The following is a 14020-nucleotide window of genomic DNA, read 5'->3' as shown; positions in this document are numbered from 1 at the left end:
AGGAGCACCATGACCACCATCCAGCGCACCGCCGTCCTCACCGGAGCTACCTCCGATCGCGGCATCGGCCTGACCACCGCCCGCCGCTACGCCAACCAAGGCTGGGGCATCGTCATTCTGGACCTCGACGGCGAGAAGTCCGCCAAGGTTGCCGCGGAGATCGCCAACGAATTCAACGTCCCCTCGTTCGGCTACGAAATCGACGTGGCCAACGAAGCCTCCGTCACCGCAGCCCAGGCAGCCGTCGCCGCGGAAGTTGCCGCCGGAAACCTCCCGCCCGTGGGCGCCCTGGCCAACATCGCCGGAATCACCTCGCCCATCCCGTTCCTGGAGACCACCCTCGAGCTGTGGCACAAGGTCATGGACGTCAACGCGACCGGTACTTACCTGGTCACCAAGGCATTCCTGCCGGACATGATCGCCAACGGCTGGGGCCGCATCGTCAACATGTCCTCGGTCTCTGCCCAGCGCGGCGGCGGAGTGTTCGGCAAGGTCCCCTACTCCGCAGCCAAGGCAGCCATCCTCGGCTTCACCAAGGCACTTGCCCGCGAAATCGGCGAGACCGGAGTGACCGTCAATGCCATCACTCCCGGCGCCGTGGACACCAACATCCGCGTCGGCAGCACCGAAGAGCAGGAAGCTGCCATCAACGCAGGCATCCCCTTGGGCCGCAACGCCACCACCGAGGAAGTTGCCGCCGTCATCACGTTCCTCTCCTCCGAGGACTCCGCGTACCTGACGGGCACCACCATCGACATCAACGGCGGCAGCCACATCCACTAATTCGAGCTGCTCGAAGGAAACCCAGGACCCACCATGACCAGAATCTTCAACGATCCCGCCGACTTCGCTGACGAAGCCCTCGCCGGTTTCTGTGACGCCCACTCGGACCTCGTCCGCCAGGTAGAAGGCGGCGCAGTCCGCCGCAGCCGCCCCGCAGCACCGAAGGTCGCCGTCATTACCGGCGGCGGCTCCGGACACTACCCGGCCTTCGCAGGCATCATCGGACCGGGTTTCGCTGACGGCGCCGTGGTGGGCAACATCTTCACTTCGCCCTCCACCCAACAGGCCTACTCCGTGGCCAAGGCTGCCAACTCCGGCGCCGGCGTCGTCTTCACTTACGGCAACTACGCCGGGGATGTCATGAACTTCGGCATGGCCAGCGAACGCTTGAACACCGAAGGCATCCCGGCGGAAAACGTGCTGGTCACGGACGACATCGCCAGCGCCTCCCCCGAGGAGATCGAAAAGCGCCGCGGCATTGCCGGGGACTTCGTGGTCTTCAAGGTCATGGGTGCGGCCGCGGAGGCCGGGCTGGATCTCGAGTCAGTGGTCCGCGTGGGACGCAAGGCCAACAGCCTTACCAGGACCATCGGCACTGCATTCAGTGGCTGCACCTTCCCTGGCGCCGACCAGCCATTGTTCAAGCTTCCCGAGGGACAGATGGGCCTGGGCCTGGGTATCCACGGCGAGCCTGGACTATTCGATACCGAGCTGCCGTCCGCCGTCGAACTTGGCCGGGAGCTGGTGAAGCGCGTGCTGGCTGAGACGCCCGGGTCCGGTTCAACGCGGCTGGCCGTGATCCTCAATGGATTGGGTTCAACGAAGCACGAGGAACGGTTCGTTCTCTGGCGCACTGTGGCTCCCCTCCTCCGCGAGACTGGCTACACGCTGGTCATGCCGGAGGTCGGCGAACTGGTGACCAGCCTGGACATGGCCGGCGCTTCGCTGACGCTCACGTGGCTGGATGACGAACTCGAGCAGTACTGGACCGCTCCCGCGCTGACGCCGGCGTACCGTCGTGGGGCTGTTGGCTTCGAGGCTGCTTCGTTCGAAGACCCGGGCGTCGACGCTTCTGCCACTGACGCTGTTGACTACTCCTCCACCAGCGAATCGCGCGAATACGCTGGGCAATGCCTCTCCGCCCTGGACGCAACTGCCGCCCTGTTGCGGGACTCCGAAACAAAACTGGGCGACATGGACGCAATCGCTGGCGACGGCGACCACGGACGCGGCATGGTCCGCGGATCCGCGGCAGCCCTCGCAGCGGCATCTGTTGCTTATGCACGTGGAGCCGGTGCCGGCTCCTTGCTCATTGCTGCCGGAGACGCCTGGGCCGACAAGGCCGGCGGTACGTCGGGAGTCCTGTGGGGTGCCGGACTGCGCGCCTTTGGCGAGCGGCTGGGAGACGCAGAAACCCCGACGCCGGTAGTCCTCGCCGAATCTGTTCGCGCCTTCGCGGACCGCATCACGAGCCTCGGCAAGGCGGACCTTGGCGACAAGACCATGGTGGATGCCGTGCTGCCGTTCGCTTCGACGTTCGCGGCCTCCGTTGCTGCCGGATCCATGGCCGAGGAGGCCTGGTCTTCCGCGGCTGACGTCTCTTCCAAGGCAGCTGCGGCCACGGCAGAACTCCGTCCGTTGAAGGGCCGCGCCAGGCCGCTGGCCGAGAAGAGCATCGGCACGCCGGATCCAGGGGCGACGTCGCTCGCCATGGTGTTTGCCGCCGTCGGGCCGCATTTCACCGCAGTTCCCGCCACTGCGGGCAACTTCGCAGCAAGCAACTAGGAGAATCACATGCGCATCATTGTGGGCGCCGACGAAGCAGGCGTTGATTACAAAGACCGGATCCTGGCCGACCTTCGGGAGGATGCCCGGATCGCTGAGGTTATCGACATCGGCGTGAACCGTGCGGACGAGGACTTCACCAAGCCCTACCCGTACGTGGGCATCGCGGCCGGTAAATGATCCGCGACGGCAAGGCCGATAGGGCCATCCTGTTCTGCGGGACCGGGATCGGCGTCGCCATCGCCGCCAACAAAGTTCCGGGCATCCGGGCTACCGCTGCACACGACTCCTTCTCTGTGGAGCGGTCCATCCTGTCCAACGACTGCCAGGTCCTCACCATGGGCCAGCGCGTTGTGGGCGTGGAGCTGGCGCGTCGGCTCGCAAAGGAATGGATCGGCTACGCGTTCGACCCCCAATCCAGCTCGGCCGCGAAGGTCAGGGTTCTGAGCGACTTCGAGGGCTGCTAGGCCTTCGGGGCGCTCCTGCCTCGCGCTAAACTGGACCATGACCGGTGCCCGTGCCCGTCTCCTGGCTTGGTTCTTCTCCCTGGCCGTCCTCCTTTCAGGCTGCTCGTCCGCGAACGGCGTGGACGAGGCCGCCTCCAACCAGCCGCAACCAGTCGAGTCGGCGCAACCAGCCGACTCCGCGCAGGCAGCCGGAGGGGAAGTCGCCCTCGCCACTCAAGCACCCCCGCCGGCGTCCCCCAGCCCGACTTCGGTGCCGGCACCAGTCCCGGCACCTCTCCCGGCACCAGTCGCGACGCCTCAGCCGTACTCCCTTAACCTCTACCAACAGGGCGACTTCGTACCGCAATACACGTTCGACTGGTGCGTAGCGGCGAGCATACAGATGATGCACAATCTCATCGATGACACCGGCGGCGGTACCTGGGCCGGCCGCGCCCAGCAGAACGAGCTATGGGACATGGCGCGAATGAGGTCTTCCGATTCATTCAACGGCGCCAACCCGTTCGGTTGGGCAGCAGTGCTGACCGCGGTGGGAATGGGCCCCTACCAAGTTGTCAGCATTGCCGACTACGACGATGCCCTCCAGACAGCGGCGCGGTCCATGGCCAGTACGGGCCGCCCGGTGGGGCTGGTCATGTGGAGTGGTCGCCACGCCTGGGTAATGAGCGGATTCGAGTCACTCGGCGATCCTGCCCAGTTCCCTGAATTTCCGGTGACCGGAGTACGCGTGCTGGATCCGCTGTATCCGTATGGGAGCGGGCAGTGGGGGCCATCGCCGGCCCCCAACAGCCTGCTGACCCCGGATCAGCTGGCGACACAATTCGTGGTCCGGGAGCCGCGACGCTGGAGCAGTGCGCTCCCCGCCGGGTACCTGCTGGTGCTTCCCCGGCCCTGACCAGCCCGCCGGGGCCCCGCGACTGCAGCTAGAACCCGCCCCCACCACCGGCATCGCCAGCCATGTTGGCGAAACGCGAGTAGTGACCCTGGAACGCCACGACGATGTCCTTCGTGGGGCCGTTACGGTGCTTGGCGATGAGGATGTCGGCTTCGCCTGCACGCGGCGATTCTTTGTCGTAGACGTCTTCCCTGTGGAGGAGGATGACCATGTCGGCATCCTGCTCGATGGAGCCGGATTCACGGAGGTCGGAGACCATGGGGCGCTTGTCCTGGCGCTGCTCGGAACCACGGTTCAGCTGCGACAGCGCAATGACGGGGACCTGAAGTTCCTTGGCGAGCAGCTTGAGGGCACGCGAGAACTCGGAGACTTCCTGCTGGCGGGACTCTACTTTCTTGCCCGAGCTCATGAGCTGGAGGTAGTCGAGGATCACGAGTTTGAGGTCGTGCTGCTGCTTCAGCCGACGGCACTTTGCCCTGATTTCCATGAGCGACATATTGGGGCTGTCGTCAATGAAGAGCGGGGCATCGTTCATTCGGCCCATGGTGGTGGCGATCTTGGACCACTGCTCGTCCTTGATCGTGCCCTTACGAAGGTCCTGCAGCCCGATGGTCGCTTCGGCGGAAAGCAGGCGCATCGCGATCTCGTTCCTGCCCATTTCGAGGGAGAACATGACTGTGGCCAGGTTGTTCTTGATAGCGGCGGAGCGGGCGAAGTCCAACGCGAACGTGGACTTACCGACGGCAGGGCGGGCAGCGATAACGATCATCTGGCCCGGGTGGAGTCCATGGGTCAGTTCGTCGAGCTCATAGAAACCGGTGGGAACGCCAACCATGCCTTCGCCGCGATGCCCGGAAGCTTCGATCTCGTCCACGGTGGACTCCATGACGTCCTTCAACGCGACGTAGTCTTCGGCCGTGCGCTTTTCAGCAACCGCGTAGACCTCGGCCTGTGCCTGGTTGACGAGGTCTTCCACTTCGCCGTCCTGGCCGTAGCCCATCTGGACGATCTTGGTGCCGGCGTTCACGAGTCGGCGCAACACTGCGCGCTCTGCCACGATCTCGGCGTAATAGCCTGCGTTGGCGGCTGTGGGAACGGTTTGGATGAGCTCGTGCAGGTAGGCCGGTCCGCCGATCCTGTTTATCTCTCCGCGCTTGGTCAGCTCATCGGAGACCGTAACTGCGTCGGCAGGTTCGCCGCGGCCGTATAGGTCAATGATCGACTCGTAAATGGTCTCGTGGGCGGGACGGTAGAAGTCGTGGCCACGGACAATTTCGACGACGTCTGCGATTGCGTCCTTGGACAACATCATGCCGCCAAGGACTGACTGCTCAGCGGGGATGTCCTGCGGAGGTTTCCGGCTCGAGTCCGAAGCGCGTGCGCCCTCGATTGAGTCCAAGTGCGTAACTGACAAAGCCGTCCTCCATTTGTGTACCGCTGCAGAGAGTTAGTCCTCAGTGGTGCGTAAAGCGCAGGTGTACCTGGGATGGATTGCCCGAGCCTCCGGACCAGCCGAGTGCTCCTGTTATATCCATGGGGGTCCGACAATTTTCGGCTTTCCCCAATTTCCACAACTTATCCACAGAAGTCTCCCCAAGCACGTTTGCGCGCGGCTGCCTGAAGGTCACTGAGAGGGCAAATTCCATACTGAAACAGGTACCCGAGCCACGTTAGCGGTGCGCAGTCCGGGCGCAAAGTCCACTGTCAAGCCCACATGTGGATAACCTGTGGAATACCGCCCCCACGTTGTGCACAGTCTGTGCGTTACCCTGTGGATAGAGAAATTCTTTTTGCGGCAACTAGCTTCTGACCTGCGGAAACACTCATCACAGCCTGTGGAGCAAAGAAAGTTTTGGTGGAAAATCATCCACAGACCCGGCACGGCCGGCTGGTCGTCGTAGCCCAAAATCCATGCTAAACATGCCGCAAATGTGATGCGTCTTACAAAGAGGGCCTTAATTTGACACTGTCCTCTCAGAAGTCTATGCCGGGAATGGAATGTGCTGTGGATAACCAAGTTCTGGCATAAGCTCTAAGCATGGGGATGAACTTTGGTGACGTGCTGATGATTGCCCTTCCGCTAATTGTCCTCCTGGGCCTGCTGTGGGCGCTTTCAGCGGCTTTTAAACCGCGCGACACAGGCCTTTCGGATGCCGAGCGCTATCAACACGAACTTGCGGCCCGGTCCGCAGCGCACCAAGCCTCCCAGGTTCAGGCGGCCCTTGCTGCCCGCGCCAAAATCGAGGCTTCCACCAAGCCAAGCCAGAACGAGGCCCAGCACACCCAGCAGACGGAACAAAGCCGCGCTGCTCATCAGGCTCAAGCAGCCAGGACGGCCGGCGCCCAAAGCGGGCACCAGCCAGCGGTGCTTCCCAATGGCCAGCTCAATCCCCAGCTCGCCTTCGACTTGCAGAACCTGGTCCGCAGCGGGCGCAAGATCGAAGCCATCAAGGTCTTCCGCCAGGCAACCCATTCAGACTTACTCACTGCTAAGAACTACGTAGATCGGCTCTGACAACGCCATGGATTCCTTGTTTATCCCGCTCGTAATTTTGATCGCGGTCATTGCGGGCGTATTGCTGCTTATGCGTTCCTTCAGCAAGCGTTCGGCCGAGACCAAGGCCGGCGCCGCTGCGGCCAACCCACCCAAGGATCCAGTGCAGTTGGCGAAAGAATCGGCGGCGAAGCTGAACGAGGAACAGCACAGGCGGCTCTACTCGCTTATTGCCCAGGGCCAGGGCATGGCAGCGATCAAGCTGTATCTGCAGGCCACTGGTGAGGGTCTACGGGCATCACGCGACGCCGTGGGCGCTCTGGCCGCACACCCCCAGCCCTTCACGCCGGAGGCGCAGCCCAAGGATCTCCTGTCGGACGACGACGACGAGCCCGAGCGCTTCCCGTACCGGTACCGGGCAATAGTCAGCAAGGGCGATGTGACGCGCGAAGTGAGCAGCAACATGCTCAACGACGAGATCTACGGACGAATCCGTACCTTGGCAAAAAGCGGTGATGTGGAGGGCGCAGCATTGGCACTGACACGCCACTCGGACATCACCATCAAACAGGCCCGTGAATTCATCGAGCTCCTGGAAGACTAACCGCGGCTAGAAATCGAAAAGGTCTCCCAGGAAGCCTTCCTTCTTCTTGCGTTTACGGCCATATTCGTCGCGACGGTCATAGTCACCCCTGCGCTCATAATCCCGGCGGTCATAGTCGCGTCGATCGCCGCGGTCATCGTAGCGGGGTTGTTGCGGCCGCGATTCAAAGGGGTTGTAGACGGGCGGCGGTGCGATCGGAGGCTGCGGCGGGGCCGGCGCCTGCCTCGCAGGGGCCGGCATGGTTTCGGCAGCGACGCGATCAATGATCTTGTCCAGCTCACCGCGGTCCAGCCATACACCCCGGCACTGCGGGCAGTAGTCAATCTCCACGCCGCTCCGTTCGCTCATCACCAGGTCAATGGAATCCACAGGACACTTCATGCTTGGCCCAACGATCGGACCCGGTGAAAAGTTCGGACTACCTGCCGGCTGAAATGCCGGCCAGCAGCTGTTCGAATGGCAGTGACTCCAGCGCCGGAGTTTTGCGCCCCGGCTGGGCGCCACTGAGCAGTTGCACGAGTTCACCGGCCGCCCGGTCCACTCGCGCTGAGAGGGGCGAGCCGCCGTCGTCGTTTCCCCAGTCCTGGGGGCCCCGGCGAAGACGCCGGTGGCAGCCGTGCGGGTCCTGAGGTAGCTGAACAGCGGCCGCATGGCGTAGTCGAGGACCATCTGGTGGCGGTCGGTGCCACCTGTGGCGCCAAGCAGTACGGCTTTGCCATCGAGGGACTTGGGGTCCAGGACGTCGATGAAGGACTTGAAGAGGCCGCTATAGGACGCGCTGAAAACAGGGCTGACGGCTATGATTCCGTCTGAATCCTCGACGCCGGCGATCACTTCTGCGAGGCGGGGCGCGGCATAGCCGGTCACAAAGTTGTTGGCGATGTCCACTGCCAGGTCCCGCAGCTCGACGACGTCGATCCTCACCTCATATCCTGCCGCGCGCAACTGCCGCTCGGCAGAGGCGGCCAGTTGGTCAGCCAGCAGGCGGCTCGACGACGGGACGCCGAGTCCGGCGGAAAGGACGGTGATGCGGCGGGTTTCCATGGCATTCTCCTGTTGCTCGTTCATTCCCAGCTTACATGCATATGCATCTAAATGAGTGAACGGGGGAGCATCACGAACTATTCCCATAGGTACGGTCAGCGCTTCCCCAGCTGAAGAGCCAGGTCGCATCCGGGCGTCGGGCGACGAACGACGAACGACGAACGACGGTAGAATAACGCTAGAGGTGCATGGCGATGTCTATGGCTTTTATTGTTGTCCTGGTCTTGTTCGGTGCGGCTTCCCTTGCCGCGGCGATAGGCACGGTGGCATTGGTGATCCGCGACGGTCGCGGGGAGATTCCACTGGAACCCCCGGTTCGGCCATGGTCAGCCGGACACCTCCCAAGCCGGCCGTACTCCACTCTTCCCCGCATTTAGCTCACTTCGACCTGGCGGCGTGCGTGGACAGGAAGTCGAAGGTCTTGTCCCTGGCATCGCGCGCCTCGGGGAAGTTCAAGTGGAACTGGTACTCATGCGGCAGCTCGGGCTCGTGGTCTGCGGCCCAAAACAACTCGGTCACCGGAACGCCCGCTTCCTTCAGGCGATTGCTGTAGGGAACCGACTGAAGCCACGTCAGACCATCGCCGTTGCCGCCGCTGATGAAGGTTGGCGGGAAATCCTTGGTTACAAAATCAATGGTGGACATGGTGCTGCCCGCATATGTGGAGGACCAGTCCTTCGTTCCGGTGTAGGCCCACAGCGAGGTTTTGAAGCCCCACGCAACCAGGCCATTGAGGTCGGCCATTGCCCGCAGGTCATACACACCGCAATGCAGGATGGTGGCCGCGAGGTCCGATTTCTGGAGCGCGGGCTGGATCCCCATCAGATTTGCATACTCGGGGTTAACAGTGAGAGTGGTCATTTGGCTGGCCAACTGCGCGCCTGCTGAATCGCCAGCCAGAACAATCCGGGTGGTGTCCACGTTCAATTCACTGGCGTGCGCTTTGATGTAGCCGAGCGCATCGTTGATGTCCCGTATCGCGGTGGGGTAGACGGCCTCCGGCGCGATCGGGTAGCTCACCCCAATGGTCGTGTAGCCCTCGGCAGCAAGAATCCGAAGATAGGGTTCCACATCGCCTTGAGCCCCCGAGATCCACGCACCGCCATGGATCCAGACGATCGTCGGGAGCGCCTCGGTAGTGCCGGCAGGACTGAAAACATCGAAAGTAGAAGCGGGCTTATAAACCACACCGGCCCGCTCCTCCAACGGAGTGTCCGGGACGTAGGGCGCCATCTCGTCAATGGTGGACTGCGCTCCGCGCTCAAAAACACTGCGAATCAACATGGCGGAGGGCCAAGGAGTCGCCGACAGGGCAAGCAGGATGACCAAGATCAGAATGATGGCGAGGTCGAGTTTCCTCACTCGGGCAGGACGCCGTCGTTTGGCCTGCACAGCTGCCCTGGAACCGGGACCTAAAGGGGAACCACCCCCCTCATCCGTCCGGGCTGTTGCCCCGCCAGTCACGTTGGCTTGAGTCGATTCCAATGGCCCCACTACACACTCCCCCAGTTGGTGTACCTGTGGACCATGCTAAGTCTGCGGGGCTGGATCATGAAGGACCGGCCGATTGAGATCCCCCGCGTCCCGCAAGTTCAGGGCAGCGGGCGGCCCGCCTTGAGCAAAAGCCCCTCACCGCCGTCGAACGTCACTGCATGAAAGCCGGATCCGCGCGCGACCTCGCGAAAGCCCCAGCGTTGGTGCAGTTTGAGCGACGCCGCATTGCGTGCATTGACCACATACCAGGCCTCGTCCGTCCTTGCCCATATCCACTCCAGCCTCTTCTCCGTCAGGGCCGCAGCAACTCCCTGGCGCCGAAAATCCGGCGCCACGGTGATTCCGCCGAGATAGTAGCCAGCCGGCGCTGGGCCGGCGTCGTAGTCATGGAAGTGTGTTTTGGCCCAACCCACGACGGCGGAACCTGGGTTCCAGGGCACGTCCGCCGGCGTTTCGGCTACCAGGACCAGCCGTCGAGGGTCGCTGATCGCGGCACGGATCGCTGCTTCAAAACGGCTGGCAGCACCTGCGGAAGTGCGACCCGCGGCGACCTCCACACCGGCCATGGCCGCAACGTCATTCTCCAGGGCCGGACGTATCAGGAGAGCCATTGGCTCAGTCTAATTTGTCGAAGAGGCTTGCAATATGAGTTTAAACTCATAATATGGGATCAGTGATGTGGCCTGTCTCACGGCGCGCATCAATTCCAAGCCTTCAGAGTGGAAGGCCCAACGATCGGATTCCCCCCATGTCAGACATTGCTGTTCTGATCAACACAGCTGTAGCGGTCTTGGCCGCCGTCGTGCTGATCGTCCGCTTCAGAGTCAACCCCGTCATCTCCCTGGTCATCGCCTCCGTGTACCTGGGCCTGGCCGTCGGCCTCGGCGTCGAAGAGACCGTCAAAACCATCACCTCCGGCTTCGGTGAGATCATGGTGGACGTCGGCCTGCTCATCGCGTTCGGCGTCCTAATGGGCTCCATCCTCAATCAGAGTGGCGCCATCCGGCGCCTTGTGGAGCATCTGCTCAAGACCTTTGGCCCGAAACGCCTGCCTTACACGATGGGCCTGGCAATAGGCACGCTCCTCCAGTCCATCTTCCTTGACGTCCTGCTCGTCATCTCAGCCCCGCTGGCCCGCAAACTCGCCCCAAAAATCGGAAAGCTGGGTACAGCCCGCATGGCAACCGCCATGGCCATCGCCCTGGAATGCGGCATTGTCTTTACGGTTCCGGGCGTTGCCTCGCTGGCGTTGGCAGGCCTTCTCAACGTTCCACTCGGCAAGATGCTGCTCTTCGGCCTGTTGCTGGTTATTCCGACCATCATCATTTCCATTGCCATCATGACGTTCCTCTTCCGCCGCGGTTTCTGGAATGAAACCAAGGACGAGGACCACACCTTCGTAGCCGAGGAAGACAGCGAGGGCGAGGAGCCCACCAGCGGCCCCCTCCCCGCAACAAATACCGCCGGCAAGTCCGCAGTCGGCTCCAACACGAAGCCAACCGGCGCTGCAGTGGCTGTTGCCGAACGCGAGAGCAAAGAGAAGCCGCTGATCATGCTCTTTGCACCGCTCCTGACTTCCCTGATCCTCATCGGCGCCGGAGCCATCCTGCAGATTTTCAAGATTGATCTGCCCTGGCTCCAATTGCTTGGCGAACCCGTCATCGCCCTTCTCATCGGACTCATTGGTACGTGCCTTGTCACGCGCGCATCCATCGGGCAGAAGAAGGTTGAGGAGGCCATCACTGTCGGCTTCAAGGAAAGCGGCCAGATCCTGATCCTCACCGGTGTGGGCGGATCCCTCGCGGCAACGGTAAAGGCCGCCGGCCTCGGCGATATCCTTGGTGGCTTCTTCTCAGCGAGCACCGTCGCCCCGCTCCTGGTGGTCTGGGCCATCGCCGCAGTGCTGCACATCGCCGTCGGGTCGGTCACCCTGTCCGCCATTACGGCAGCCGGCCTGCTGGCACCCATCGCTCCCGCGATCGGCCTGGATCCAGTACTGCTCGCCCTCGCAGCCGGCGCCGGATCGCTCTTCATGGTTCACGTCACCAGCAACACGTTCTGGCTCCTGCAGTCCCTTTTGGGCCAGAGTGTGAGGGGTGCATTGAAATCGGTCACCGTAGGAGTTTCGGTAGCCTCGGTGGTCGCGATCTTGCTGATCCTGCCCATGAGCCTGCTGTTCTGACCGCCCCGCCAACCGTCCCATCACGAAGCACGCACGAGAGAAGACCATGACACACCAAACAATCGCCCCTTTGGACGGCGTCCGAGTCCTCGAGCTCGGCAATTACATCGCCGCTCCCACGGCTGGCAGGCTGCTCGCCGATTTCGGCGCTGAAGTCATCAAGGTCGAGCGTCCAGGCACCGGAGACGAGCTCCGCAATTGGCGCCTCCACAAGGGCAACACGTCGATGCTCTACCGCACGCTGAACCGCAACAAGAAGTCAGTGGTCCTGGATCTCCGAACGGAAGCCGGCAGGCAGGCCGTGCTGGCGCTCGTTGCAAAATGCGACATCCTGCTGGAGAACTTCCGTCCTGGAACGCTGGAAAAGTGGGGCCTCGGCCCCGAAGTCCTCAACCAGGCCAATCCGGACCTCATCGTCACCCGCATCTCAGCCTTTGGGCAGACGGGGCCACTGTCCGAGCGGCCCGGTTTTGCCGCCGTCGCCGAAGCGTATAGCGGGTTCCGCAACCTGGTGGGCGATCCGGACCGCGCGCCCGTCCGCGTGGGCGTCTCCATCGGAGACTCGATCGCGGGCCTTTACGCCGCCTTCGGCTCCATGATGAGCCTGTACCAGCGTGAAGCACGACGCCGGGACTCGGCTGGCGCTGTGCCGCTCACCGAGCGCATCATCGACGTCGCGCTGAACGAGGCGATGTTCTCCATGATGGAATCGCTCATTCCGGATTACCAGGCCTATGGCGTGGACCGGCAGCGCGTTGGCGGCCGCATGGAAGGGATCGCTCCCTCCAACGCCTATGTCTGCAAGGACGGTGCCAGCATTGTGGTGGCCGGCAACGGGGACTCCATTTACCAGCGGTACATGGAAACCATCGGCCGGGCGGACCTCGCCAAGGATCCCGAGCTGCAGAGCAATGCAGGACGCTGGGCACGCCGCGAGGAACTGGACCAAGCCATCGGCGAATGGTCCGCGCAGCTGACAGCTCCTGAAGCTTTGGCAGCCCTGGACGCCGCTGGGGTTCCGGCTGGTCCCATCTACACAGCCGCGGACATCAGCACGGACAGCCAGTACGCGGCCCGCAACATGATCCAGAAGTTCGACGTTTCCACTGGCGAGGAGATCCTTCCGGGGGTAGGTTTCCCGGGCATCGTTCCCGTGATCGGAGACCAGTCCCTGCCCATCCGCAATCTGGGACCGGACCTCGGCGAAAACACTGAAGAAATCCTTGGCGGGCTCCTTCACTTGGATGCTGCGCAAATCGATGCGGCTTCGGGCCGCGAGGAGGCTCTCCGACCATGACCAGCTTTGAAAGCCCCCTTGCCACAACACTGGGCAACACTCTGGGCAACACCATCCTGCGGGACGTCACCCTGAGGGACGGGCTTCAGCTCACCGGCAAACTCCTGCCCACTGAGCAGAAGATCGAAACTGTGCGGGAGTTACTGCGGCTGGGCGTGCCGGCCATTGAGCTGGGATCCATGGCCCGGGCTGACCTGGTCCCCACCATGGCGAACACCTTGGAAGTAGTCCAGGCACTCACTCCCGAGGAACTGGAAAAGTGCTGGATCTGGGTAGCGACACCCGGCCACGTTGCCAAGGCATCATCTGCGGGCGCACGGAATTTCCAATACTGCCTGTCTGCTTCCGATTCACATAACAAGGCGAACATTGGCCGCACCACGGACGAAAGCCTGGCGGCTTTGCCCGAGGCGGTTGAGTACGCCCGGGCAGTCGGAGGCCAGATACAACTCTGCATCGCAACGTCCTTCACCTGTCCTTTCGAGGGCTACGTTCCGGAGCAGCGGATCCTTTCGATCGCCAACGATCCCCGGGCCGAGGGCACCACGGACATCGTCATTTGCGACACCCTGGGGCAGGCCGTTCCCGCCCAGGTGTCCAGCCTGATCACGCGGGTACGGGATGAATCCCCTGCCCGGCGGATCGTCTATCACGGTCACGACACCTGGGGCCTGGGCGTGGCCAACACCCTCGCTGCAATCCAGGCGGGCGCCGCTATGGTGGACGGCGCTTTGGGTGGCCTGGGCGGTTGCCCGTTCGCGCCCGGCGCCAGCGGCAACACCTCCAGCGAGGACATCCTGTTCGCCACACGTCCCGAATGGCTCACGCCGGACGTGTTTGGCGAACTCGTGGTCCTGTCAGAGAAGCTGCTTGCCGAGCTGGGCGAGCCCAACCGTTCAAAGGCTGCCCAAGGCGCGCGCTCCCGGGCTGCAGCTTTCGACTGGGTCATCCCGTCCTCCACAGGGAGCAACTAAC

The 14020-nt window shown here is 62.8% G+C and carries 13 protein-coding genes and 2 pseudogenes; 10 read left to right on the top strand and 5 right to left on the bottom strand.

Annotated features, from left to right (window positions below):
• The first annotated feature begins 9 nt into the window (after positions 1-9).
• From LDP01_RS12500 to LDP01_RS12485, 4 genes and pseudogenes are all read left to right on the top strand, one after another.
• The gene (locus LDP01_RS12500; protein WP_224092608.1) at positions 10-783 is read left to right on the top strand and encodes an SDR family NAD(P)-dependent oxidoreductase; all 774 of its coding nucleotides are present in this window, start codon (positions 10-12) and stop codon (positions 781-783) included.
• A 33-nt stretch (positions 784-816) separates the two neighbouring features.
• Positions 817-2568 carry a dihydroxyacetone kinase family protein gene (locus tag LDP01_RS12495; RefSeq protein WP_224092606.1) on the top strand — a complete coding sequence of 584 codons (1752 nt, stop codon included), beginning with the start codon at positions 817-819 and terminating at the stop codon, positions 2566-2568.
• Between the two features lie 9 nt (positions 2569-2577).
• Positions 2578-3035: pseudogene (locus tag LDP01_RS12490) on the top strand (ribose-5-phosphate isomerase).
• Positions 3036-3072: 37 nt separating this feature from the next.
• Entirely contained in the window at positions 3073-3930 is an 858-nt protein-coding gene (locus LDP01_RS12485) for a hypothetical protein (RefSeq protein ID WP_224092588.1), read from the top strand.
• A 28-nt stretch (positions 3931-3958) separates the two neighbouring features.
• Here LDP01_RS12485 and dnaB read toward each other — a convergent pair whose 3' ends face one another.
• The gene (gene dnaB, locus LDP01_RS12480; RefSeq protein WP_224092586.1) at positions 3959-5344 is read right to left on the bottom strand and encodes a replicative DNA helicase; all 1386 of its coding nucleotides are present in this window, start codon (positions 5342-5344) and stop codon (positions 3959-3961) included.
• A gap of 630 nt (positions 5345-5974) precedes the next feature.
• On the opposite strand from dnaB, the gene LDP01_RS12475 reads away from it, so the two are divergent.
• Both LDP01_RS12475 and LDP01_RS12470 read left to right on the top strand, forming a co-directional pair.
• Positions 5975-6445 carry a hypothetical protein gene (locus LDP01_RS12475; protein ID WP_224093934.1) on the top strand — a complete coding sequence of 157 codons (471 nt, stop codon included), beginning with the start codon at positions 5975-5977 and terminating at the stop codon, positions 6443-6445.
• Positions 6446-6452: 7 nt separating this feature from the next.
• Positions 6453-7028 (top strand): hypothetical protein, encoded by a 576-nt coding sequence (locus LDP01_RS12470; RefSeq protein ID WP_224092578.1) that lies wholly within the window; start codon positions 6453-6455, stop codon positions 7026-7028.
• 6 nt (positions 7029-7034) lie between these two features.
• Here the strand turns inward: LDP01_RS12470 and LDP01_RS12465 are convergent, their stop codons facing one another.
• Entirely contained in the window at positions 7035-7409 is a 375-nt protein-coding gene (locus LDP01_RS12465; protein ID WP_224092576.1) for a TFIIB-type zinc ribbon-containing protein, read from the bottom strand.
• Between the two features lie 37 nt (positions 7410-7446).
• Positions 7447-8072 (bottom strand): annotated as a pseudogene (locus LDP01_RS12460) (FMN reductase).
• A gap of 200 nt (positions 8073-8272) precedes the next feature.
• Here LDP01_RS12460 and LDP01_RS12455 point away from each other — a divergent pair.
• Positions 8273-8449, top strand: coding sequence for a hypothetical protein (locus LDP01_RS12455; RefSeq protein WP_224092574.1), 177 nt, complete (start codon positions 8273-8275; stop codon positions 8447-8449).
• Position 8450: 1 nt separating this feature from the next.
• Here LDP01_RS12455 and LDP01_RS12450 read toward each other — a convergent pair whose 3' ends face one another.
• Positions 8451-9434 (bottom strand): alpha/beta hydrolase, encoded by a 984-nt coding sequence (locus tag LDP01_RS12450; protein WP_224092566.1) that lies wholly within the window; start codon positions 9432-9434, stop codon positions 8451-8453.
• A gap of 230 nt (positions 9435-9664) precedes the next feature.
• Positions 9665-10177 (bottom strand): GNAT family N-acetyltransferase, encoded by a 513-nt coding sequence (locus LDP01_RS12445; protein ID WP_224092564.1) that lies wholly within the window; start codon positions 10175-10177, stop codon positions 9665-9667.
• 137 nt (positions 10178-10314) lie between these two features.
• Between LDP01_RS12445 and LDP01_RS12440 the strand changes: the two genes are divergently transcribed.
• From LDP01_RS12440 to LDP01_RS12430, 3 genes are read left to right on the top strand one after another with little or no spacing between them, the layout of a single operon-like run.
• Positions 10315-11748, top strand: a complete 1434-nt coding sequence (locus LDP01_RS12440; RefSeq protein ID WP_224092555.1) for a GntP family permease — start codon at positions 10315-10317, stop codon at positions 11746-11748.
• Positions 11749-11794: 46 nt separating this feature from the next.
• Entirely contained in the window at positions 11795-13045 is a 1251-nt protein-coding gene (locus tag LDP01_RS12435; protein WP_224092553.1) for a CaiB/BaiF CoA transferase family protein, read from the top strand.
• Positions 13042-14019: a hydroxymethylglutaryl-CoA lyase-like TIM-barrel protein gene (locus LDP01_RS12430; RefSeq protein ID WP_224092551.1), complete on the top strand. Its 978-nt coding sequence runs from the start codon at positions 13042-13044 to the stop codon at positions 14017-14019. The genes LDP01_RS12435 and LDP01_RS12430 overlap by 4 nt, the downstream gene beginning before the upstream one ends.
• The last annotated feature ends 1 nt before the right edge of the window (position 14020 follow it).

Origin of the sequence: Arthrobacter sp. StoSoilB13 (assembly GCF_019977255.1) — a bacterium.
Taxonomy (GTDB): Bacteria; Actinomycetota; Actinomycetes; order Actinomycetales; family Micrococcaceae; genus Arthrobacter.
Note: the sequence above shows the minus strand (reverse complement) of the source record. Positions and strands in the feature narration are given on the sequence as shown.

Bases quoted from the DNA above. Each gene is read 5' to 3' on its own strand.
- LDP01_RS12500 (WP_224092608.1), top strand. From the start codon at position 10: ATGACCACCATCCAGCGCACCGCCGTCCTCACCGGAGCTACCTCCGAT.
- LDP01_RS12495 (WP_224092606.1), top strand. From the start codon at position 817: ATGACCAGAATCTTCAACGATCCCGCCGACTTCGCTGACGAAGCCCTC.
- LDP01_RS12485 (WP_224092588.1), top strand. From the start codon at position 3,073: ATGACCGGTGCCCGTGCCCGTCTCCTGGCTTGGTTCTTCTCCCTGGCC.
- LDP01_RS12475 (WP_224093934.1), top strand. From the start codon at position 5,975: ATGAACTTTGGTGACGTGCTGATGATTGCCCTTCCGCTAATTGTCCTC.
- LDP01_RS12470 (WP_224092578.1), top strand. From the start codon at position 6,453: ATGGATTCCTTGTTTATCCCGCTCGTAATTTTGATCGCGGTCATTGCG.
- LDP01_RS12465 (WP_224092576.1), bottom strand. From the start codon at position 7,409: ATGAAGTGTCCTGTGGATTCCATTGACCTGGTGATGAGCGAACGGAGC.
- LDP01_RS12455 (WP_224092574.1), top strand. From the start codon at position 8,273: ATGGCTTTTATTGTTGTCCTGGTCTTGTTCGGTGCGGCTTCCCTTGCC.
- LDP01_RS12445 (WP_224092564.1), bottom strand. From the start codon at position 10,177: ATGGCTCTCCTGATACGTCCGGCCCTGGAGAATGACGTTGCGGCCATG.
- LDP01_RS12440 (WP_224092555.1), top strand. From the start codon at position 10,315: ATGTCAGACATTGCTGTTCTGATCAACACAGCTGTAGCGGTCTTGGCC.
- LDP01_RS12435 (WP_224092553.1), top strand. From the start codon at position 11,795: ATGACACACCAAACAATCGCCCCTTTGGACGGCGTCCGAGTCCTCGAG.
- LDP01_RS12430 (WP_224092551.1), top strand. From the start codon at position 13,042: ATGACCAGCTTTGAAAGCCCCCTTGCCACAACACTGGGCAACACTCTG.